Here is a 19,123-nt window from a genome sequence, read left to right as displayed (position 1 = left end):
CGTCGGGAACCCTGCTCAGGGGGTCGGAGCGTTAAACCGGTGCCGGAACGTGAAATCCGCGCCGGGAGGGGCCGAACGGCGAGCGCGGGACGGCCCGATCGGGTTTCATGGAATACCCGAAAGTACCGATTAAACGGCGGCGGATCATGCGCGCGAGCGCTGTGCCGTGGTGGCGGCCGGGTCACGAACGAGCGAACCGCCGGAGAAAACGTCGTCACAGGCGGCACTATCCTGCCGCTACAGCGACCACAATGGTGTGAAAGTCGTGGAGGTGCCCCCCTTGAAGATTCTCGTCGCGGGCGCGACCGGCGTGGTCGGGCGGCGGCTGGTCCCGCTGCTGGTCCAGTCCGGTCACGAGGTCGTCGGAACGACCCGCAGCCCGGAGCGCGCGCAGTCCGTCGCCGACCAGCAGGCGACGCCGGCCGTCGTGGACGTGCTGGACGCCGAAGCCCTGAACCGGACGCTCGCCGAGCACTCCCCGGACGTGGTGATCCACCAGCTCACCGACCTGTCCGCGGAGGACTTCGAGGCCAACTCCCGGCTCCGGATCGCGGGCACGCGCAACCTGGTGGACGCGGCGCGCGCCGCGGGCGTGGAGCGGATGATCGCCCAGTCGATCGCGTGGATCTACCAGCCCGGCGCCGAACCGGCCACCGAGGACGACGAGCTCGACTCGACGCTCCCGCCGCACCAGGCCGTCGCGGCGCTGGAGGAGATGGTCGGCGAGATGCCGCACGGCGTCGTGCTGCGCTACGGCGCGTTCTACGGCCCCGGCACCTGGTACGCGCCGGGCGGCGCGATCGCCGAGCGCGTCCACGCGGGCGCCCTCTCGCTCACCCCGGCCTGGACCTGCTTCGTCCACGTGGACGACGCCGCCTCGGCGGCGGTCGCCGCGCTGGACTGGCCTGCGGGCCCGGTGAACGTCGTGGACGACGAGCCCGCCAGGGCCGCCGAGTGGCTGCCGGTCTACAGCGCGGCGCTCGGCGCTCCGCCGCCGCCGACCGCGCGGCACGCCGCCGCGCTGGGCCGCCCGGTGTCGAACGCGCGGGCGCGCGAGCTGGGCTGGAAGCCGCGCCTGGAGTCCTGGCGCGACGGTTTCGCCGAGCTGGACTGACCCGTCCGACTCGCCGAGCTGGACTGAACCGTCCGGCTCGTCCGGCTCGCGGGGTGAGGCGGCAGGCCCGTCGACCCCGCGGGCGTCCGTGTCGTCCCGTCCGTTCGCCTCCCTGGGATTCCCCGGGAGCGGACGGGATGGATCATTGAAACTTCAAGTATGATGTCCGTTATGGTCGACATGACGGACGTCCGGTGGCTCGACGAGGCGGAGCAGCGGACCTGGCGCGCCTTCGTCGCGTTCTCCCGGCTGCTGTCGGAGTCGATGGAACGCCAGCTGCACCGGGACGAGGGCCTCCCCTTCAGCTACTACCTGATCCTGGCGATGCTCTCGGAGGCGCCGGGGCGTTCGCTCACCATGACCGAGCTGGCCACGGTGGTCCGCGCGTCCCCGAGCCGGCTCTCGCACGCCGTCAACAAGCTCCAGGCCAACGGCTGGGTGGTCCGCGCCCGGCACCCCGAGGACCGGCGGGCGATCATCGCCTCGCTGACGGACGAGGGCATGGCGGTCGTCGAGAAGGCCGCGCCCGGCCACGTCGGCGAGGTCCGCCGCCTGGTGTTCGACCGGCTCACGCCGGAGCAGCGCGCATCCTTCGAGGACATCCTCACGACCCTGCTCGCCGGACTCGACCCGGACGCCCCGGTCTGCCCCGACGCGCCCGTCTGCCCCACCGACGCCGAGCCGCCCGTGCCCGCCGCCGGGACCCGCCTCGGCGACGACGCCGACCTCTGCGACGACACCGCGTCCCTCTGCCCCACGAGCGGCGACGGCGCGGACTGCTAGGCCCGCTGGAACGAGCGGCCGAACTGTCGGTGCCGTCCTCCATGATGACGGGATGGACGAGAAGGAGACCGAGCGCCGCAAGGCCCGGCTCACCGAGATCTGCACCGGCCTGCCGGAGGCCACGTCGGAGCCGTCCGGCCACGGCCCCCACATCGTCTACCGGGCGCGGAAGAAGACGTTCGCCTGGTACATCGACAACCACCACGGCGACGACCGCGTGGCCCTGTGGGTGAAGGTCACGCTGGACGAGCAGGAGGCGCTGGTCGGGTCCGATCCCGAGCGCTTCTACCGCGCGCCCTACATGGGGCAGCACGGATGGGTCGCCGTCCGGCTCGACCTCCCCGACGTCGACTGGGAGGAGATCACCGAGCTGGTCACCGAGAGCTACCGCCTGCTGGCTCCGAAACGCCTGGTCGCACAACTCCCGGCCTGACCGGCGCACCGCCCGCGGCAGGGGCGGCGCGTCTCCCGGCCTGACCGGAAGCACCGCCCCCGGCTGGGGCGGCGCGTCCGGTCACGAGGTGAACAGGACGGCGCGGTCGGTGGTCTTCGGGTAGGCGTCGGCCAGCAGCCGCAGACCTTCGGCCGTCAGCTCCTCGCGCGCCGCGTCCGGGAAGGGCTCGAACTCCTCGATCCGCAGCGTCGCCGAGCCACGCTTGACCTCGGCCTTCCACATGCCCTGGACGAAGCCGTCCACGAGCACGGCGGCGCGGATGATCCCGTTCACGGTGAACAGCCGCCTGCGGTGCTCGTCGGTGACGATCCGGGCCCGGTCCGCGTGCGACAGCGTGAGGTTGTCGAACTCCGGGACGAACCGGACGGGCGCGGGCGTGCCCGCGTCCGGACGCGGCGCGTCGGGCAGGTCGTACAGCACCCGTCCGTTCTCGTCCTCGAAGGTGAGCAGGCGCGGCGCGAGCCGCGCGAAGACCTCGCCGAGCCCGGTGAGTCCCGACCAGTGCTGCGCGTCGGCGACGCTCGCAGGACCGAAGGCGGTGAGGTAGCGCAGCACGAGCGCGTCGGGGTCGGGCTCGGCCGCCGGCGCGCCGAGCCACGCGTCCAGCACGGTGTGCCGGGCCAGGCCGGACGAGCCCCAGACCCCGCGCGGAGGGACCTGGACGAGCGGCAGCATGCAGCGCGCCGCCCAGTTGAGGTCCTGCGGGTCGTGCCCGGGGAACCGTTCGGCCAGGACCTCCCGGACCTGCTTGTCCGTCCTCGGCTCGGCGGCCAGCAGCTCGCGGACGGTCTCGCGCACCGGCCCGAGGTCGACCCCGTCCAGGTGGTGCAGCCTGCTCTGGCTGCGCAGGTAGCCGTCCAGGACGGCCTGGGTGAGCGGCCGGAACGCCAGCGCGTCGCGCGCGCTGACCAGGTGGAGCGTGCCGCGCATGAGCACCATGCGGACGGCCTTCCGCTCGTGCAGCAGCCGCCCCGGCTCGTCGAAGTCGAACTCCTCCAGGCGCGTCCAGAGGCCGAGGTAGGGCGGGTTCGGGGCCTGCGCCTGCATCCCGGCCAGGTGCTCGATGGTCTCCAGCACGCCCATGCGCTGCCTGCGGAGCAGGAGCTGCCGGGCGAGCAGCGCCCGGTTCAGTTCGCGCCGTCCCAGTCTGGCGGGCATGTCAGAGCGCGCGGTCGTGGCGGAGGAACCCGTTGAACCGGGCCACCTTGTCGTACAGGGCGCGCGCGGTCGCGTTGTGCTCCTGGGTCGTCCAGTACAGCCGGGGCGCGTCCCGCTCGTCCGGATGAAGCGGTCCAATCTCGATCATTCCGGCATCCTGCCACGCCCTGCCGACATTCTCGGCTCCGTTTTCCCGCCCCGGACTCGGCTCCGCTTTCCGCCTACGGCCCCCTGCCCACAGGCTCGACGGTCGCGCCGTGCTCAGGCCTCGGCGCGGGCGGGCTCGGCGGACGCGGCCGAGGCGGAGGCGGGCTCCTGCGGACGAGTGGGGCGGCGGCGCACGCCGAGGGCCATCACCACGGCTCCCACCAGTGCGGCGGCCAGCGGGACGGTCATGGCGGTGTGGACGGCGGAGAGCCGGGACGCGGCGCCCTCTCCGGAGAGGGCCGCGACGTTCACCGCGGTGACGATGGAGACGCCGAGGGCCATGCCGAACTGCATGGACGTGTAGAGCAGGCCGCTCGCCAGGCCCTGCTCCGACTCCTCCACGCCCTCGGTGGCGGCCATGGTCAGGGGGCCGTAGCCGAGGGTGAAGGCGAGGCCGAGCAGGACGAGGCCGGGGAGCATCATGGCGTAGCTCCAGTCCAGGCCCGCGCGGAGGAAGACCGCGTAGCAGGCGGCGGACAGCAGCAGCGCGGTGGCGGCGACCGCCGGGACGCCGAAGCGGGCGACCAGGCGGGGCGTGAGGGTGGGCGCGAGGACGAGGTCCAGGCCCACGACCAGCATGGCGAGGCCCGTCTGCGTCGGCGTCCAGTCCCGGATCTCCTGCAGGTACAGGGTCATCAGCAACTGGAAGCCGCCGAACGCGCCGACGAACAGCAGCGCGGTCAGGTTCGCGCGGACGAGCGGGCCGGAGCGCAGCGCGCCCAGCCGCACGAGGGGTTCCCGGACGCGCCGCTCGACCACGACGAAGGCGGTGAGCAGAACGATCCCGGCGGCGAGCAGGGCCACGGTCAGCGCCGGCCCGTCCGAGGGGCGCTCCAGCCGGACGACGCCGTACACCAGCGCGGACATCGCGGCCGTGACGAGCAGCGCGCCCGGGACGTCCAGCCGCCCGCGCTCGTTCTCCGCGTCGTCCCGGACCAGCGGGACCGCGGCGGCCAGCACGAGCAGCGACAGGATGACCGGCGCGAAGAACACCCAGCGCCAGCCGAGCGGGGTGAGCAGGCCGCCCACGACGAGCCCGAGCGTGAACCCGCCCGCGGCCGTCGCCGCGTACACCGACAGCGCGCGGTTCCGCTCCGGCCCCTCCGCGAACGTGGAGGTGACCAGCGACAGTCCGGCGGGCGCGAGGAAGGCCGCCGCGACGCCGGTGACGAACCGCGCGGTCAGCAGCATCCAGCCCTCGGTCGCCAGGCCGCCGAGCCCGGAGAACACCGCGAACACCACCAGCCAGGACAGGAACATCCGGCGGCGGCCGAACAGGTCCGCGGCGCGCCCGCCGAGCAGCATGAACCCGCCGTACCCGAGCACGTAGGCGCTGACGACGCCGCTCAGCGCGGCCGTGGACAGCCCCAGGTCGGCGCGGATCGCGGGCAGCGCCACGTTCAGCATCGCCATGTCGATCCCCTCGAGGAAGATCGCCCCGCACAACACCAGGAGCGCGCCCCAACGGCGTGAAGTACTCATTCGGTTCCGACACCTCTTCCGACAGCGTGGAACCGGCGGTTCCCGGTGGGCCCGTCGGTTCCCTCTTGATACCGACAGCATCGTCGGGCACCATCGACGACCATGGAAGAAGGCACTTCGATGTCCCCCGGTATCTGCGGTGTTACCGCCTCTGACCAGGGCTTCGACATCTCGCACTGGGACTCGCGCGAGGACTGCGAGACGCGTCAGATCCTCGACCGGGTGGCGGACAAGTGGTCGCTGCTGGTGATCGCGCTGCTGGACGAGCGCAGCCTCCGCTTCTCCGAGCTGCGGCGCGCCGTCCACGGGGTGAGCCAGCGGATGCTCACCCGCACCCTGCGGCACCTGGAGCGGGACGGGCTGGTCCACCGGACCGTCCACCCCGTCGTCCCGCCGCGCGTGGACTACTCCCTGACGCCGCTGGGCGCGAGCCTGCACTCGACGATCAAGGCGCTGGTCGACTGGACGGAGACCCACAAGGGCGCCATCGCGGCGGCCCGGGACGCCTACGACCTGCGCGTCGCCGAAGAGGCCGCGATCGCGGCGACGACGCCGGCGGCAGCCGAACGGATCTGACGAAGCGAACCGAGAAGGGCGACAAGAACGCAGTACGCCCCCGTCCCGGGAACCGAGGACGAGGGCGCGGAACGCTGTGCGCGCCCGCCCCGAGGACGAGGGCGCGGAACGCGGTACGCGCCCGCCAACAAGGGCGCGGAACGCGGCGCGCGCCCGTCCCGGGCAGGGACGGGCGCGCGCGGAGTGGAGTGCGCGCCCGGCCCCCGAGACCCGCTGCGGGCGCGCGGTGGATGGTCAGGCGGACTCGGTGGGGAGCCCGGCCCCCGTCCAGTCCTCGATGCCCTCCTTGTACTTGCGGACGTTGGTGTAGCCGAGCGCGGTGAGGCGGTCGGCGACCTGGCCGCTGTTGGGGCACGCCTCGTTGGAGCAGTAGGTGACGATCGCGGCGCCGCGGTCGGGCAGGCGGCCCGCGGCCTCGGCGTCCACCTCGCCGGGCGCGAGCGGTACGGCCCCGGGAAGGTGCTGCTTGGCCCAGTACTCGCCGCCGAGGGCGTCCACGATCGTGACCGTCCCGGCGTCGACGGCGCGCTTGAGCTCGTCGCGGGTGATGAGTGCGGTCATTGCCCATCCTCTCAAGAATCGGACTATAGTCCGTTTCGTGTCTGAGGACAGTAACGGACCACGGTCCGGTTATGCAACGCCGTTGGAACTGCTGCGCACCCCGCCGCCACGCGAGCGCGCGGACGCGGCGCGCAACCGCGCGGCCGTGCTGGCGGCGGCGGAACGGCTGTTCGCCGAGCACGGCCCGGAGGGCGTGTCCATGGACCAGGTCGCGACGGCGGCCGGGGTCGGCAAGGGGACGCTGTTTCGGCGCTTCGGCGACAAGTCCGGCCTGGCCGTCGCGCTGCTGGACGCCAGGGAGCGCGAGTTGCAGGAGGCGATCCTGAGCGGCCCGCCGCCGCTCGGCCCGGGGGCGGCGCCCGGCGAGCGCATCGAGGCGTTCGTCCTCGCCTACCTCGACTACCTGCTGAAACACCTGGCCCTCGTGCGGATGTCGGAGACCGCGTCCCCGGGAGCCCGGTACCGGATCGGCGCGTACCGGTTCTGGCACCTGCACCTGGCGCTGCTGCTGGACGGCGACCCGGACCCTGAGGCCGCCGCGCACGGGCTCCTCGCCGCCCTCAGTGCCGAGCACGCGTCCGCCCTGCTCCCCGACCTGGGCGAGGAGCGTCTCCGTGCCGCTCTCGTCCGCCTCGCCCGCGCGGTTGCGTCCGGCGGGAGCGGCACAGGAGCGTAGCGACCACCTGAAGGCCCTGGTCAGGCGACAGGCACCCGGGCCGAGAGCGACCACCCTCTCGGACGCGGGAAACGCCGGCCGGCGATCACCCATGCCCACGCGGAGGCGCAGCGGCGCACTCCCGACCTTGACGCGCGCCACGTTATGAACCTACGTTCATGAACACGCGTTCATAAGGAGGACGGCATGACCGGACAGATCGTGAACACCGCCCAGGCCGAGGCGTGGAACGGCGGCGAGGGCGCCCACTGGGCCGCGCACTACGACCGCTACGACCGGATGAACGCCGGCATCAACGAGCACCTGCTGGAGCACGTCCGGGCGGACGACGACGTCCTCGACATCGGCTGCGGCAACGGTCAGCTCACCCGGCTCGCGGCGGGACGCGCCGCGAGCGCGCTCGGCGTGGACCTCTCGGAGCCGATGCTCGCCCGGGCCCGCGAGCGCGCCGAGGCCGAGGGCGTCGCGAACGTGCGGTTCGTGCGGGCGGACGCGCAGGTCCACCCGTTCGAACCGGCGTCCGCCGACCTCGTGCTGAGCCGGTTCGGGGTGATGTTCTTCGCCGACCCGGTCGCCGCGTTCGCCAACATCGGCCGCGCCCTGCGCCCCGGCGGACGGCTCGCGTTCGCCTGCATGACGTCCCTGGCCGGAACGGACGCCGGGACGATCCTCGCCGCCGTCATGGCCGCGCTCGGGACCGGCCAGCCCCCGACCGGCCCGGACGGCACCGGGCCGACCTCGTTCGCCGACCCGCGGCACACCGAGGGCGTCCTGGCCGAGGCCGGCTACACGGGGATCGGCATCCGGCGGGTCGAGGCGCCGCAGCACTGGGGCCGGGACGCGGCGGACGCCGCAGACTTCTTCTGCGGCTGGGGGCCGATCGTGCACGCGTTCGGGCAGGCCGGGCCCGACGCCGTGGCGGCGGCGAAGCAGGCCGTGCGGCGCGAGATGGCCCGCTTCGAGGGGCCGGAGGGGGTGCGGACGCGCGGCACGGCGTGGCTGGTGACCGCGCACTACGATGGCCGGTGATGTCCCCGAGAACAGCGGCGGCGGTGCGGGACGGCGACCGCAGCCTGCGCGACCACCTGGTGGCCACGGCCGAACGCCTGATCGCCGAGCGCGGCATGGCTGACCTCACGGTCCGCGCGATCGCCCGCGCCGCCGGGGTCGCCGACGGCGTCCTCTACAACCACTTCGCCGACAAGGACGAACTGCTCACGGAGGGCTGGTGGGCGCGGGTCCGCACGATCGAGCGCGACCTGCCCGCCCTGCCCGTGCCGGGCGAGGGCACCCTCGCGGCCGGCGTGCGCGGCCATTTCGAGTACGGCCTGGCCTTCCACCGGGCGGTCATGCCCGCGCTGTCCGGCCTGCTCGGACGGCCCGACTTCCTGGCCCGCCTGGCCGCCACGCACGAGCCGGGCGACAGCTGGCGCGACCGCCTGCTCGGCTGGCTCCGCGCCGAACGCGACCTGGGCCGCGTCGCGGCGTCCGCCCCGGTGGAGGCCGTCGCGGCGATGATGGTCGGGGTCTGCCACGAGACGGTCCTGAACTACCTGCTGCGCGGGATACCGGCCACGCCGGACGCGCCGTCCCGCACCTGGTTGGACGACCTGGTGAGGGCCGTCCTCCCCGCCCTCACCGCGCCCGGCACCGCCTGACCACTGGACCCGCGCCGTACGCGTGACGCGGGCCTGGTGATCCGGTCGGCTGCGGCGTCTAGTAGCTCATCGCCATGGCCGTCCGGACCTCGGCGAGCGTCGCGTCGGCGATCTCGTTCGCGCGCGCGTTGCCCGCGGCGAGGACGGCCCGGAGCTGCCCGGGGTCGGCGGCGAACTCGGCGCGCCGCTCCCGGATCGGACGCAGGAACGCGTCGACCGACTCGGTGACGACGCGCTTGAGCTCGGCCGCGCCGCGGTCGCCGATCTCGGCCGCGACCTCCTGCGGCGTCCGGCCCTGGGCGAGCGCGGCGAGCAGGACCAGGTTCGAGACCTCGGGACGGGTCTCGGGCGCGTAGGCGATGTGCCGGTCGGCGTCGGTCTTGGCCCGCTTCACCAGGCGCGCGATGTCGTCGGCCGACGCGGACAGCGCGATCGCGTTGCCGCGCGACTTGCTCATCTTCTGCCCGTCGGTGCCGAGCAGCAGCGGGGCGTCCGACAGCAGGCACTCGGGCACCGGGAAGACCTCGCCGTAGCGCTCGTTGAAGCGGCGCGCGACCGTTCGGGTGACCTCCAGGTGCGGGACCTGGTCGCGGCCGACGGGCACGAGGTCGGCCTTGCAGAACAGGATGTCGGCGGCCTGGTGGACGGGGTAGGTGAACATCAGCCCGCTCACCGCGTCCTGCCGGGAGTGCCGGATCTCGTCCTTGACGGTCGGGTTGCGGCTGAGCTCCGGCACCGACACCAGCGACAGGAACGGCAGGAAGAGCTGGTTGAGCGCCGGGACGGCCGAGTGCGTGAAGACCGTGGCGGTGGCGGGGTCGATCCCGACGGCGAGGTAGTCGGCGACCAGCCCGAGGACGTGCTCCTCCAGGCGCTCGGCGACGTCCCGGTCGGTGAGCACCTGGTAGTCGGGGATGATCACGAAGACCTCGACGCCCGCGCGCTGCAGTCGGACGCGGTTCTGCAGCGTGCCGAAGTAGTGGCCGAGGTGGAGGGGGCCGGTCGGGCGGTCACCGGTGAGGACGCGGTGCCGCGCCGCGTCCCGGGCGACGAGCTCGGAGAGTTCGGGGGAGGTGAGGGTCATGCCCTGCTCCTTCGGGTCGGTGCCGAGATCGGGGTCTCAGGGCGACCGCCCGGAAAGGAGGAAGGCCGCCCGGTGTGCGGACGGCCTGCGCGTATGCCTGGTCAGCCGTCCGAGGACGGCCACCAGCCCAGGCATACGGTGCGAAGCATGGCCCCACTGTACCCCGGTCCCGCGACCGCCGCCCAGCCGCGCGTTTTACACCGGGACAGATAATCCGCAACGGAACTACACTGGGGGCATGACCTCTCTCGCGCCCTCCTCCGGTGTCGGCAACGACGTCTCGTACCTGTTCGACCACAACGGGCACGTCCTCAGGACCCGCATGTCGGCCGCGCTCGGCGAGATCGGGCTGACGCCGCGCATGCACTGCGTCCTCGTCCACGCGCTGGAGGAGGAGCGCACGCAGAACCAGCTCGCCGAGATCGGCGACATGGACAAGACCACCATGGTCGTCACCGTGGACGCCCTGGAGCGCGCGGGCCTCGCCGAGCGCCGCCCGTCCTCCAAGGACCGCCGGGCACGTGTCATCGCGGTCACCGAGGAGGGCGCGAAGACGGCCGCGCGGAGCCAGCGGATCGTGGACTCGGTGCACGCCGAGGTCCTCGACGCGCTGCCCGAGGACGAGCGCGAGGTCTTCCTCCGCGCCCTGCACCGGCTGGCGGACGGCCTGCTCGCCGAGCCCGTCGCGGCCACCACCGCCCGCCGCACCCGCGAACGCACCCTCTGACCCCGCGCCGCAAAATGCGCAGCGTCCGGCCCCCGGCTTCCCGGAGGGCCGGTCGGCACGCCCGCTACCTGCACCTTCGCCAGGCGTCGTCTTCCGGGTCGGAGACGAAGGCTCCGGCGGACGCGGCGAGGACGGCCGTCCGCGCGGCGCGGGCGGGCAGGTCCGGGTCCGGGGGCGTCCGGAGCAGGACGAGCTCGTGGTAGACCGGCGCGGTCGCGGCGACGAGGAGCCGGCGCGCGTCCGTCCCGGGCGGGAGCTCGCCGCGCTCGACGGCCCGCGCGACGATCACCTCGCAGCGGAGGTAGCGGTCCTCCCAGAGCGCCTGGACGCCGCGCGCGGCCTCCTCCGACCGGAAGGACGCGGCGATCAGCGCCGAGACCAACGGCGGACGCGCGGTCAGCGCCGTCTGGCTCTCCTCGTTCAGGGCCGTGAGGTCGCCCTGCAGCGAGCCGGTGTCGGCGGGCCGCCAGTCGTCGTCGCCCGCGGCGGCGAAGACGTCCGCCAGCAGGCCGCCGACGTCGCGCCACCGCCGGTACACCGTGGCGCGGTGCACGCCCGCGCGGGCCGCGACGCCGTCGATCGTCAGCTCGTCGTAGCCGCGCTCGGCGAGTTCGGCCTGGACCGCGTCGAGCACCTGCCGCCGGACGCGGCCCGTCCGTCCACCGGGACGGCGCCGCGGCGCGGCGGCGCCCTCTCCACCACTGTCCTCGGGAGCGCGTCCGGCGGCGGTGGTTTGCTCGGGAGACGTGGCCATGCCAGCATCCTAATGCATCACTTGTCGCATTAATGGAGCGCCCATGGCCACCCCGCACCCCCCTCCCACCGACCCGGACGTCCTGCACCCGATGCCCGGGCACCCGCGGGTCGTCCTGCTCCGGCCGCTGGTCACGTCCCCGCTGATCGAGGTCGGCGAGTACTCCTACTACGACGACCCGGACGACCCGACGGCCTTCGAGACCCGCAACGTCCTGTACCACTACGGGCCGGAGCGGCTGGTCATCGGCAGGTTCTGCGCGCTGGCGACCGGCGTGCGGTTCATCATGAACGGCGCGAACCACCGCATGGACGGGCCGTCCACCTTCCCCTTCCCGACCATGGGCGGCGCGTGGGCGGAGCACTTCGACCTGATCACCGGCCTGCCGAACCGGGGCGACACCGTCGTCGGCAACGACGTCTGGCTCGGCAACGGCGCGACGGTCATGCCGGGCGTCCGGATCGGGCACGGCGCGATCGTGGCGTCCGGCGCGGTGGTCACGTCGGACGTCCCGGACTACGGCATCGTCGGCGGCAATCCGGCACGCCTCATCCGGACCCGCTTCTCCCCCGAGGACGTCGCCCGCCTCCTGAGGGTGGCCTGGTGGGACTGGCCGGTCGAGCACATCACCGCCCACCTCCGGACGATCATGTCCGGCACCGTCGCCGACCTGGAGGCCGCCACCCCGGCCCGTCCCTGAGGATTCCATCCACAACAGAACATCTAGATCGGAAGCATATAGTCCGCAACGGAACTATCTGTTACCGTCTCTCCCGTCGCGCCGTGGAGGCGCGGCCGGGCCGGGCGTTCGCCGGGCTCCGGACCGCTGCGGAGGGAAAGACTGTGGAGAGCGTTCGATCGCGGGCCCTGGCGCTGGCCGTGCTGTGCGCCGGGCCCCTGATGATCATCCTGGACGGGTCGATCGTCACGGTGGCGCTGCCGGCGATGCAGCGCGGCCTCGGGCTCGGCGACGCCGGGCTGACCTGGGTCGTCAACGGCTATGTGATCGCGTTCGGCGGGTTGCTGCTGCTCGCGGGCCGGCTCGGCGACCTGCTCGGGCGGCGCGCGGTCTTCGTCACCGGGATCGCGGTCTTCACGATCGCCTCGGCGGTCTGCGGGGCCGCCACCACCCCGGCCGCGCTGATCGCCGCCCGGTTCGTCCAGGGCGTCGGCGGCGCGCTCACCTCGGCCGTCGCGCTCGGCATGATCACCACGCTGTTCAGCGAGGCCGCGGCGCGGACCCGCGCGCTGTCGGCGTTCGCGTTCACCGGCGCGGTCGGCGCGTCCCTGGGCCAGGTGCTCGGCGGCGTCCTCACCGACGCGCTGAACTGGCACTGGATCTTCCTGATCAACCTGCCGCTCGGCCTGGTCACGGCGGTCGCGGCGCTGCGGTGCCTGCCGTCCGACCGCGGCGTCGGGCTCGCGGCGGGCGCGGACGTGCTCGGCGGGCTGCTGGTGACGGCCGGGAGCATGCTCGCCGTCTACACGATCGTCCAGACCGAGCAGCACGGCTGGGGGGCGCGCACGCTCGCGCTCGGCGCCGGCGCCCTCGCGCTCCTCGCCGGGTTCGTCGTCCGGCAGGCCACCGCCGCCGTGCCGCTGATGCCGCTGCGCGTGCTGCGCGACCGGAACGTGTGGGGCGCGAACCTCATCCAGCTCGTCGTCCTGGCCGCGCTGTTCAGCTTCCAGGTCATGGTCGCCCTCTACATGCAGAACGTGCTCCGCTACAACGCGTCCGAGACCGGGCTCGCGATGCTCCCGGCCGCGGTGGCGATCGCCGTCGTGTCGCTCTTCGTCGCCGCCCGGCTGATCGACCGGTTCGGCGCGCGGACGGTCCTGGTCACCGGGCTCGTCCTGCTGCTGGCCGCGCGGCTGCTGCTCACCCGCGTCCCGGTGGACGGCCACTTCGCGACGGACCTGCTGCCGCTCATGCTGCTGTCGGGCGGCTTCGGGCTCGTGATGCCGTCGCTGACCGGGCTCGGGATGTCCGGCGCGAAGCCGGAGGACGCCGGGGTCGTCTCGGGCGTCTTCAACACCACGCAGCAGATCGGCGCGGCGCTCGGCGTCGCCGCCCTGGCCGCCGTCGCCGCCGCGAACACCGACGGACCGTCGCGGGAGGCCCTGACGCAGGGCTACCACGTGGCGTTCTGGGTGGGCGCGGGCCTGCTGACCGCCGGGATCGTGCTCTCGCTGGCCGTCCTGCGCCGCATCCCGTCCGCCTCGCCGGCGGACGCGGACGCGACGCCCACGGCCGCCCCGGCCCAGCTCCCCTCCGCCTGACCCCTCTGCGGAACGACCCCCGCGCGGCGCTCTACGTGTCCAGCGACGACCACATGGCGTTCGCCGTCGCGGAGGGGAAGGCCGAGCTGTCGGAGGTCGCCGCCGAGGCCGGCGACGCGGTCACGCGCGAACTGCTCGCCATGATGGGCGGCTTCCCGGACCCGGCCGACGAGGCGGCGTTCCTCGAGCAGATGGCCAAGGACCGCCGCGTCGTCATCCGGCTGCGCGTCGACCGCCTCTACGGCACCTCGCTCGGGGGATAGCCGCGCGGGTCGCCCGCCAGGTAGTGGAACCCCGGCGGGTCGTGCATGAGGAAGTCGCGGTGCGAGATGTTCCAGCCGTAGGCGCCCGCCATCCCGAAGGCCACGACGTCCCCGACGCCGATCCCGGCGACGGAGACGTCCCGCGCGAAGACGTCCTTGGGCGTGCAGAGCTGCCCCACCAGGGTGATCTCGGCGTCGTGCGCGGACGGCCGCCGCGCGCCGGAGCCTCCCGCCGGGTTCCGCAGGACGGTGAACGGCTGGTCGTGCTGCTTGGTCACCGGCGTGCGCAGGTGCATGGTGCCGCCGCGCAGGACGGCGTACCAGCGGCCGTGCGCGGGCTTCACGTCCAGGACGTCCGTGACGTACCAGCCGCAGTAGGCGGTGACCGCCCGGCCGGGCTCGATCCGCAGCGTCTCCCCCGGGCGGGCGAGCGCCGCGATCTTCCGCCCGTAGGCCTCCCAGTCGAACGTCGCGCCCGGTGCGGCGTAGTCCACGGCCATGCCGCCGCCCAGGTTGAACTCCGGGTCCTCGATCTCCGCCTTCTCCGCCCACGGCCGCGCCCAGTCCAGGATCTCCCGCGACTGGACGACGAGCTCCGGGGCGTCCAGCCCCGACGCGAGGTGGGCGTGGACGCCGCGCAGCCGCAGCCAGGGCGCGGACGCGAGGATCTCGCGGCACTCCTCGATCACGTCGGGGTCCATGCCGAACGGGCCGGACATCGCGAGCGCCACGCCCGTCCGGTCCCCCGCCAGGTTCGCGCGCAGCAGGACGTCGGCCGGGCGGCCCTTGGCGGCCAGCCGGGCCAGCTCGTACGGCGACTCCACGTGGATCCGGTCGGCGGGGAGGTCGAGCTCGGCGTCGGTCTTGCCGGGGCCGCCGAACGCGAGCCGCGCCTCCGGGAGGACGCTCCGGACGTGCCGCAGCTCGCCCCCGGACGCCACCTCGAACCCGTCCACGTGCGGGGCGAGCGTCCGCAGGATCGGGGCGTCCGGATTCGCCTTCGCGGCGTAGAGGATCTCGATCGGCACGGCGTCCCGGATGCGCCGCGCGTGCGCGTCCAGGACGTCCAGGTCGTACACGAACGCGGGCAGTCGGGGCGACGTGGCCGTCCACTCCCGCAGGCGGTCGGTGAGCACGCCGCCATTCTCACCCGCCGGAAGCCTGATCGCCGGGCGGTGCCGCAAGATCCGGCCGACCGTCGCCGCGGCGGCCCAGGAAACGGCGGACGCCGGTCCGGAGATCGAGTCCGGGACCGGCGGCGTCAGCGGGTTCGTGAAGGGGCGCGGCGGCTAGAAGGGCGGCAGCGTCCAGAGGACGATCGGGAGGACGATCGCCATGGGGATGGCGGCCATCGCGGCCAGCCGGATGCGGCGGGGCTGCGGCTCGGGCCGGAGCAGCCGGTTCACCCGGGCGAGGACCGGGATGTCGTCCGCGGCGGCGACGCCGAGCGTGCCGGACGGGGCGGGCCCCGGACGGGCGGCGGCGAACCGCAGCAGCGCCGTCGCCAGCTCCTTGGCGGGGCGGTGACGGCGGGCGCGGTCGTCGGCGGCCATCTCGATCAGCAGCTCGACGGCGTCCAGACATCGCCCGACGAGCCCGATCTGCGGGAACACCTGGCGCAGCGAGTAGAACGGCAGCAGCACCAGGTCGTGCCGCTCGCGCGCGTGCGCGCGCTCGTGCGCGAGAACGGCCGCCAGTTCCTTGTCGTCGAGCAGCGCCAGCGTCCCGGCGCTCACGACGACCTTGGACGAGCGGACGCCCGGAACGCAGTAGGCCGCCGCTCCCGGGTGGTCCAGGACCAGCGCGTCGGGGGCGGCGGAGTCGCCGCGGGCGACCAGCGCGAGCAGCGCGCGGTGCCGGCGGCGGGCCCGCACCACGCGGAACACCGCGGTGGCGAGCATGGTGAGCAGCACGAAGGTCAGCGCGACGGCGGCCAGCAGCGCCGCCATGTGCACGGCGTCGAGCCGCGCGGCGCTGTCGCCCGCCATGCGGGGTACCCCGTGCACGATGCCGCGCCGGTACGGGAGCAGGGCCACGCTCAGCAGCGCGCCGATCGTGGCGATGCCCCAGCCGAGACCGAGCGCCTGCCACAGCCCGATCGCGATCCGCGGGGTGTGCCACGTCCACCGGGCCTTCGACAGCCCGTGCGCGCCGAGAACGGTCGCGAGCGCGACCGCCGCGAGCAGGGCCGTGCCGATCATGCGGGTGGCTCCTGGGTGACGTCGGCGAGCGCCTGGCGGATGATGTCGATCTCGTCCTGCGTGACCGACCGGACGAAGTGGGCCAGCGCCGCGTCGCGGTCGCCGGTCTCGTTGAGCGCGCCCAGCATGAGCTCGGTCACGTATCCCTCCCTGCTCGCAACAGGACGGTACCGCCACGCGCGGCCGTCCCGCTCACGATCAAGGAATCCCTTCTTGGCCAGGCGGTCCAGCACGGTCATGACCGTGGTGTGCGCCAGGTCGCGCTGGTCGGCCAGCGCGCGGCTCACGTCGCGGGCGGTGGCGGGGGCCACGCCCGCCTCCTCGCGCGCCCAGCAGACCTCCATGACGGTGCGTTCAAGCTCTCCCAGACCCTTCACGCACTCCACTGTAGGCGACGGGTGAAAAAGATCACCACGCGGGGTAGTACTACCACAACGCGTACTACACGGCGTAGTACTACATTCGGTCGATGTGAGCACCCCCGGGCTCACGGCCGGCGCGCCCCTGCTCCCGGGCGCCCGGCCGCCCCCCGTTCGCCTCGCGGTCCGGGCGCGGCCGTCCGCGCCCCGACCGCCGACCCCCTGGTGGTGAGCACCCGATGACGCACGCCGACATCGCCTTCGGACTGATCCTGGCAGCCCTCTCGGCCTACCTGCTGTTCGGCGGCGCCGACCTCGGCGCGGGACTGTGGCACCTGCTGTCCCGCGACCGGCCCGGCGACCGGAGGGTGATCGAGCGCGCCACCGGGCCGTTCCGGGGCGCCGACCACGCCTGGCTCGCCGCCGGCCTGCTGATGGCCTGGGCGGCGTTCCCGTCGATCCTCGCGGACCTGCTGGCCGCGTACCGGGTCCCGCTCGCGCTGGCCGCCGCCGGCCTCGTCGCCCGCGCCACCGTCCAAGGCCTGACCAGGGCGTCGTCCGGCCCGCCGCGGCTGGAGCCGCTGCTCGGCCCGGTGTCGCAGCTCACCCCGTTCTGCCTGGGCGCCGTCGCGGCGGCCGTCTCCACCGGCGCGCCGAGCTGGATGAGCGTCTCCGGCGTCTACGGCGGCGCGCTGACCACCATGCTCTGCGCCTACCTCGCCGCCGTCCGCCTGATCTGGGACGCGCGCCGGTTCGGCGAGGACCAGGACGTGCCGCTGCACTTCCAGGGCTACGCGGTGGTCTCCGGCGTCGCGACCGGGCTGTTCGCCCTGCCCGGCGCGGTGGTGTTCGGCGTCCGGTCGCCGCTGATCCTGGTGTCGGCCGCCGCCGGGCTGCTCTCGCTGGTGCTGGTCCTGCGGCGGCGGCACCTGGCCGTCCGGCTGACCAGCGCGCTCGCGGTCGTCAGCGTGCTGTGGGGCGGGGCGTCCATGGCCGACCTCGACCTGGCCGGGTCGGTCGCCCGCAACGGCGCGCTGGACGCGGCGTTCGCGGTGCTCGCCGTGGGCGCGGTCGTCCTCGTCCCGGCGGTGGCCTGGCTGTACGTGCGGCGCGGCTCCCGCGGCCACTCCTACGGACACGGTCGCGCCCATGGCATGGCGCACCGGGCGCGCCGGGCCTGAGTCCGGGCTTCAGACGAAGGAACGGCCGGTGCGCATCCGGCGGCGGAAGTCCCACAGGTAGGCGTTGAACGGGAACTCGCGCAGCGGCCTCGGCATCGTCCGGTTGGCGAACGCGATCATGCGGACGGCCGCGTCGAACGCCCGCTGGTCCCGGGGCGTCCAGGCGAAGCCCATCTCCGCGCGGAACTCCGGCGGCAGGAACCCGACGGTCAGCAGCCGGTTCGCCGGGCCCACCAGGCGGCGGACCGGACCCGGCAGGAACCCCGCCTTGGCGAGTCCGCGCAGGTAGGCGCGGGTCTCGGGGGTGCTGTCGATCCTGGTGAGGCCGTCCCGCCAGTACTTCTCGAACGCCTCGCGGTCCGCCGGCCACATGTCGTCCGGCACCTGGAGCGTCGTGGCGAACCGGCGTCCGTGCCGGTAGAACGCGGCGACGGCGGCCTCGGACGGCTCGCCGTAGAAGCGCCGGTAGACGTCCTCCATGCCCCAGTAGATGCAGGCGGCGACCCACAGCTGGAGTTCGCGGTCGAACGCGTTGTACCGGACGGGCGCGCCGGGCTCGCTGCGCACCTGCCGGTGCTGCCGGTTCACCTGCTCGCGCATCCAGGCGCGCTCCTCGGCGGTGCCCAGCATCGCGACCACCAGGTAGGTCAGCGTCGTGCGCGTGCGCTTGACGGGATGCCGGTCGATCCGTCCGGACTCGACGGTGCTCTCCACCACGCCGAGCCCGACCGGCAGCCGGGACAGCTGCATGATCACGTTCGCGCCGCCCGCGACCAGGGACGGCCCGCTGACCAGTTCGCGGACGACCCGCGGCACCGCCTCGTCGGCGGAGGTTTCGGAGGGGGCGGCGGCAGGGGGCGGGACGGCGGCGGCACTGCTCACGGGAGCCTCACTTCGCGCGGGCGGGCACAGGGCACCGGTGCGCGGCGGGCGCACGGCCTCGGCCGCGCGCGGGCGGTCGTCGGTCCGGACCAGCCTGCCTCAAGTAAGGACTTACTTGCAACCGTCGCCGTCCGCCGCCCCGCTCAGGCCGGAGCCGGAGCCTGGCCGGGGACGGACGCGTCCGCGGCCAGGCGGGGGAAGCGGGACGGAGGCGTACGGCCGGTCTACCAGGGGCCGTACGGGCCCATGTTGGAGCCCCGGCCGCCGCCACGGCCCTTGAACGGCTTGACCGCGGGCCGGACGTCGGCGAGGTAGACGGCGGCGGCGATGAACGCGGCCACCGGCAGGATGCCGAACAGCACCGCGACCGGCGAGGAGCCCTGGAGCGGCAGGACGGCCGCCGCGAGCCCCACCACGGCCGCGACGATCAGGATGATCATCCAGAGCTTCTTGCTCTGCTTGCTCGCCGCCGCGTACGCGTTCGTCGGCACGGTCAAGGCGTCGACCAGCGCCCACGCCTCCATCACGAACGCGATGAGCAGCAAGATCCAGAAGAAGTAGTCGAGCACACCGAAGCCGGTCACCGACGATCGACGCTCCTGTCTGTCCCGGGTGGCGCCGCGCGGACGCCACGTGTTCGGCGGATGGTCCTCCCACCCTATGCGGCCTGTCCAGCCGGTACCCGGAACGACGAAGGGGCCCGGCCGGGTGTTCCCGGCCGGG

At 73.8% G+C, this 19,123-nt stretch carries 24 protein-coding genes; 13 read left to right on the top strand and 11 right to left on the bottom strand.

The window, feature by feature from the left end; genetic code table 11:
- Nucleotides 1-280: 280 nt before the first annotated feature.
- From DZF91_RS06060 to DZF91_RS06050, 3 genes are all read left to right on the top strand, one after another.
- On the top strand, nucleotides 281-1,114 hold the full coding sequence (locus DZF91_RS06060) for an NAD-dependent epimerase/dehydratase family protein (protein ID WP_117356500.1): 834 nt from the start codon (nucleotides 281-283) through the stop codon (nucleotides 1,112-1,114).
- 171 nt (nucleotides 1,115-1,285) lie between these two features.
- Nucleotides 1,286-1,897 (top strand): MarR family winged helix-turn-helix transcriptional regulator, encoded by a 612-nt coding sequence (locus DZF91_RS06055; protein ID WP_235834114.1) that lies wholly within the window; start codon nucleotides 1,286-1,288, stop codon nucleotides 1,895-1,897.
- Between the two features lie 52 nt (nucleotides 1,898-1,949).
- Entirely contained in the window at nucleotides 1,950-2,330 is a 381-nt protein-coding gene (locus tag DZF91_RS06050; protein ID WP_117356499.1) for an MmcQ/YjbR family DNA-binding protein, read from the top strand.
- Between the two features lie 81 nt (nucleotides 2,331-2,411).
- On the opposite strand, the gene DZF91_RS06045 is transcribed toward DZF91_RS06050, so the two are convergent.
- From DZF91_RS06045 to DZF91_RS06040, 3 genes are all read right to left on the bottom strand, one after another.
- Nucleotides 2,412-3,509, bottom strand: coding sequence for a winged helix DNA-binding domain-containing protein (locus DZF91_RS06045; RefSeq protein WP_117356498.1), 1,098 nt, complete (start codon nucleotides 3,507-3,509; stop codon nucleotides 2,412-2,414).
- 1 nt (nucleotide 3,510) lies between these two features.
- Nucleotides 3,511-3,657 (bottom strand): hypothetical protein, encoded by a 147-nt coding sequence (locus tag DZF91_RS39495; RefSeq protein ID WP_158587862.1) that lies wholly within the window; start codon nucleotides 3,655-3,657, stop codon nucleotides 3,511-3,513.
- Between the two features lie 113 nt (nucleotides 3,658-3,770).
- The gene (locus tag DZF91_RS06040; RefSeq protein ID WP_117356497.1) at nucleotides 3,771-5,198 is read right to left on the bottom strand and encodes an MFS transporter; all 1,428 of its coding nucleotides are present in this window, start codon (nucleotides 5,196-5,198) and stop codon (nucleotides 3,771-3,773) included.
- A gap of 120 nt (nucleotides 5,199-5,318) precedes the next feature.
- Between DZF91_RS06040 and DZF91_RS06035 the strand changes: the two genes are divergently transcribed.
- A complete protein-coding gene (locus tag DZF91_RS06035; protein WP_235834113.1) occupies nucleotides 5,319-5,774 on the top strand; it encodes a winged helix-turn-helix transcriptional regulator in 456 nt (151 codons plus the stop codon).
- Between the two features lie 234 nt (nucleotides 5,775-6,008).
- On the opposite strand, the gene DZF91_RS06030 is transcribed toward DZF91_RS06035, so the two are convergent.
- Nucleotides 6,009-6,335: a rhodanese-like domain-containing protein gene (locus DZF91_RS06030; protein WP_117356495.1), complete on the bottom strand. Its 327-nt coding sequence runs from the start codon at nucleotides 6,333-6,335 to the stop codon at nucleotides 6,009-6,011.
- Nucleotides 6,336-6,372: 37 nt separating this feature from the next.
- Between DZF91_RS06030 and DZF91_RS06025 the strand changes: the two genes are divergently transcribed.
- The 3 genes from DZF91_RS06025 to DZF91_RS06015 all read left to right on the top strand — a co-directional run bounded on the left by DZF91_RS06025 (nucleotide 6,373) and on the right by DZF91_RS06015 (nucleotide 8,669).
- Nucleotides 6,373-7,011 (top strand): TetR/AcrR family transcriptional regulator, encoded by a 639-nt coding sequence (locus tag DZF91_RS06025; protein WP_235834112.1) that lies wholly within the window; start codon nucleotides 6,373-6,375, stop codon nucleotides 7,009-7,011.
- Between the two features lie 186 nt (nucleotides 7,012-7,197).
- Complete coding sequence (locus DZF91_RS06020) at nucleotides 7,198-8,040, top strand: class I SAM-dependent methyltransferase (RefSeq protein WP_117356493.1); 843 nt, start codon at nucleotides 7,198-7,200, stop codon at nucleotides 8,038-8,040.
- Nucleotides 8,040-8,669 (top strand): TetR/AcrR family transcriptional regulator, encoded by a 630-nt coding sequence (locus DZF91_RS06015; RefSeq protein ID WP_117356524.1) that lies wholly within the window; start codon nucleotides 8,040-8,042, stop codon nucleotides 8,667-8,669. Before DZF91_RS06020 ends, DZF91_RS06015 begins: the two co-directional genes overlap by 1 nt.
- Before the next feature lie 58 nt (nucleotides 8,670-8,727).
- Here DZF91_RS06015 and trpS read toward each other — a convergent pair whose 3' ends face one another.
- On the bottom strand, nucleotides 8,728-9,753 hold the full coding sequence (gene trpS / locus DZF91_RS06010; protein ID WP_117356492.1) for a tryptophan--tRNA ligase: 1,026 nt from the start codon (nucleotides 9,751-9,753) through the stop codon (nucleotides 8,728-8,730).
- A 238-nt stretch (nucleotides 9,754-9,991) separates the two neighbouring features.
- On the opposite strand from trpS, the gene DZF91_RS06005 reads away from it, so the two are divergent.
- Complete coding sequence (locus DZF91_RS06005; protein WP_117356491.1) at nucleotides 9,992-10,480, top strand: MarR family winged helix-turn-helix transcriptional regulator; 489 nt, start codon at nucleotides 9,992-9,994, stop codon at nucleotides 10,478-10,480.
- Between the two features lie 64 nt (nucleotides 10,481-10,544).
- On the opposite strand, the gene DZF91_RS06000 is transcribed toward DZF91_RS06005, so the two are convergent.
- Nucleotides 10,545-11,234 (bottom strand): TetR/AcrR family transcriptional regulator, encoded by a 690-nt coding sequence (locus DZF91_RS06000; RefSeq protein WP_117356490.1) that lies wholly within the window; start codon nucleotides 11,232-11,234, stop codon nucleotides 10,545-10,547.
- A 43-nt stretch (nucleotides 11,235-11,277) separates the two neighbouring features.
- On the opposite strand from DZF91_RS06000, the gene DZF91_RS05995 reads away from it, so the two are divergent.
- The 3 genes from DZF91_RS05995 (at nucleotide 11,278) to DZF91_RS05985 (ending at nucleotide 13,777) form a co-directional block, all read left to right on the top strand.
- A complete protein-coding gene (locus DZF91_RS05995) occupies nucleotides 11,278-11,934 on the top strand; it encodes a CatB-related O-acetyltransferase (RefSeq protein WP_117356489.1) in 657 nt (218 codons plus the stop codon).
- 143 nt (nucleotides 11,935-12,077) lie between these two features.
- Nucleotides 12,078-13,514 (top strand): MFS transporter, encoded by a 1,437-nt coding sequence (locus DZF91_RS05990; RefSeq protein ID WP_235834111.1) that lies wholly within the window; start codon nucleotides 12,078-12,080, stop codon nucleotides 13,512-13,514.
- A 35-nt stretch (nucleotides 13,515-13,549) separates the two neighbouring features.
- On the top strand, nucleotides 13,550-13,777 hold the full coding sequence (locus tag DZF91_RS05985; RefSeq protein WP_199486440.1) for a pyridoxamine 5'-phosphate oxidase family protein: 228 nt from the start codon (nucleotides 13,550-13,552) through the stop codon (nucleotides 13,775-13,777).
- Here DZF91_RS05985 and DZF91_RS05980 read toward each other — a convergent pair.
- Nucleotides 13,753-14,913 (bottom strand): type III PLP-dependent enzyme, encoded by a 1,161-nt coding sequence (locus tag DZF91_RS05980; protein WP_117356488.1) that lies wholly within the window; start codon nucleotides 14,911-14,913, stop codon nucleotides 13,753-13,755. The genes DZF91_RS05985 and DZF91_RS05980 overlap by 25 nt on opposite strands.
- Here DZF91_RS05980 and DZF91_RS39490 point away from each other — a divergent pair.
- Nucleotides 14,906-15,070 (top strand): hypothetical protein, encoded by a 165-nt coding sequence (locus tag DZF91_RS39490; RefSeq protein WP_158587861.1) that lies wholly within the window; start codon nucleotides 14,906-14,908, stop codon nucleotides 15,068-15,070. The genes DZF91_RS05980 and DZF91_RS39490 overlap by 8 nt on opposite strands.
- Here the strand turns inward: DZF91_RS39490 and DZF91_RS05975 are convergent.
- Entirely contained in the window at nucleotides 15,067-15,978 is a 912-nt protein-coding gene (locus tag DZF91_RS05975; protein ID WP_117356487.1) for a M56 family metallopeptidase, read from the bottom strand. The genes DZF91_RS39490 and DZF91_RS05975 overlap by 4 nt on opposite strands.
- Complete coding sequence (locus DZF91_RS05970) at nucleotides 15,975-16,355, bottom strand: BlaI/MecI/CopY family transcriptional regulator (RefSeq protein ID WP_117356486.1); 381 nt, start codon at nucleotides 16,353-16,355, stop codon at nucleotides 15,975-15,977. Before DZF91_RS05970 ends, DZF91_RS05975 begins: the two co-directional genes overlap by 4 nt.
- Before the next feature lie 221 nt (nucleotides 16,356-16,576).
- Between DZF91_RS05970 and DZF91_RS05965 the strand changes: the two genes are divergently transcribed.
- Nucleotides 16,577-17,518: a cytochrome d ubiquinol oxidase subunit II gene (locus DZF91_RS05965; protein ID WP_117356485.1), complete on the top strand. Its 942-nt coding sequence runs from the start codon at nucleotides 16,577-16,579 to the stop codon at nucleotides 17,516-17,518.
- Between the two features lie 9 nt (nucleotides 17,519-17,527).
- On the opposite strand, the gene DZF91_RS05960 is transcribed toward DZF91_RS05965, so the two are convergent.
- Both DZF91_RS05960 and DZF91_RS05955 read right to left on the bottom strand, forming a co-directional pair.
- Nucleotides 17,528-18,400 carry an oxygenase MpaB family protein gene (locus DZF91_RS05960; RefSeq protein ID WP_117356484.1) on the bottom strand — a complete coding sequence of 291 codons (873 nt, stop codon included), beginning with the start codon at nucleotides 18,398-18,400 and terminating at the stop codon, nucleotides 17,528-17,530.
- Between the two features lie 224 nt (nucleotides 18,401-18,624).
- Complete coding sequence (locus DZF91_RS05955) at nucleotides 18,625-18,984, bottom strand: DUF2516 family protein (RefSeq protein ID WP_235834110.1); 360 nt, start codon at nucleotides 18,982-18,984, stop codon at nucleotides 18,625-18,627.
- Between the last annotated feature and the right edge of the window lie 139 nt (nucleotides 18,985-19,123).

Origin of the sequence: Actinomadura logoneensis (assembly GCF_003428695.1) — a bacterium.
GTDB lineage: Bacteria > Actinomycetota > Actinomycetes > Streptosporangiales > Streptosporangiaceae > Spirillospora > Spirillospora logoneensis.
Note: the sequence above shows the minus strand (reverse complement) of the source record. Positions and strands in the feature narration are given on the sequence as shown.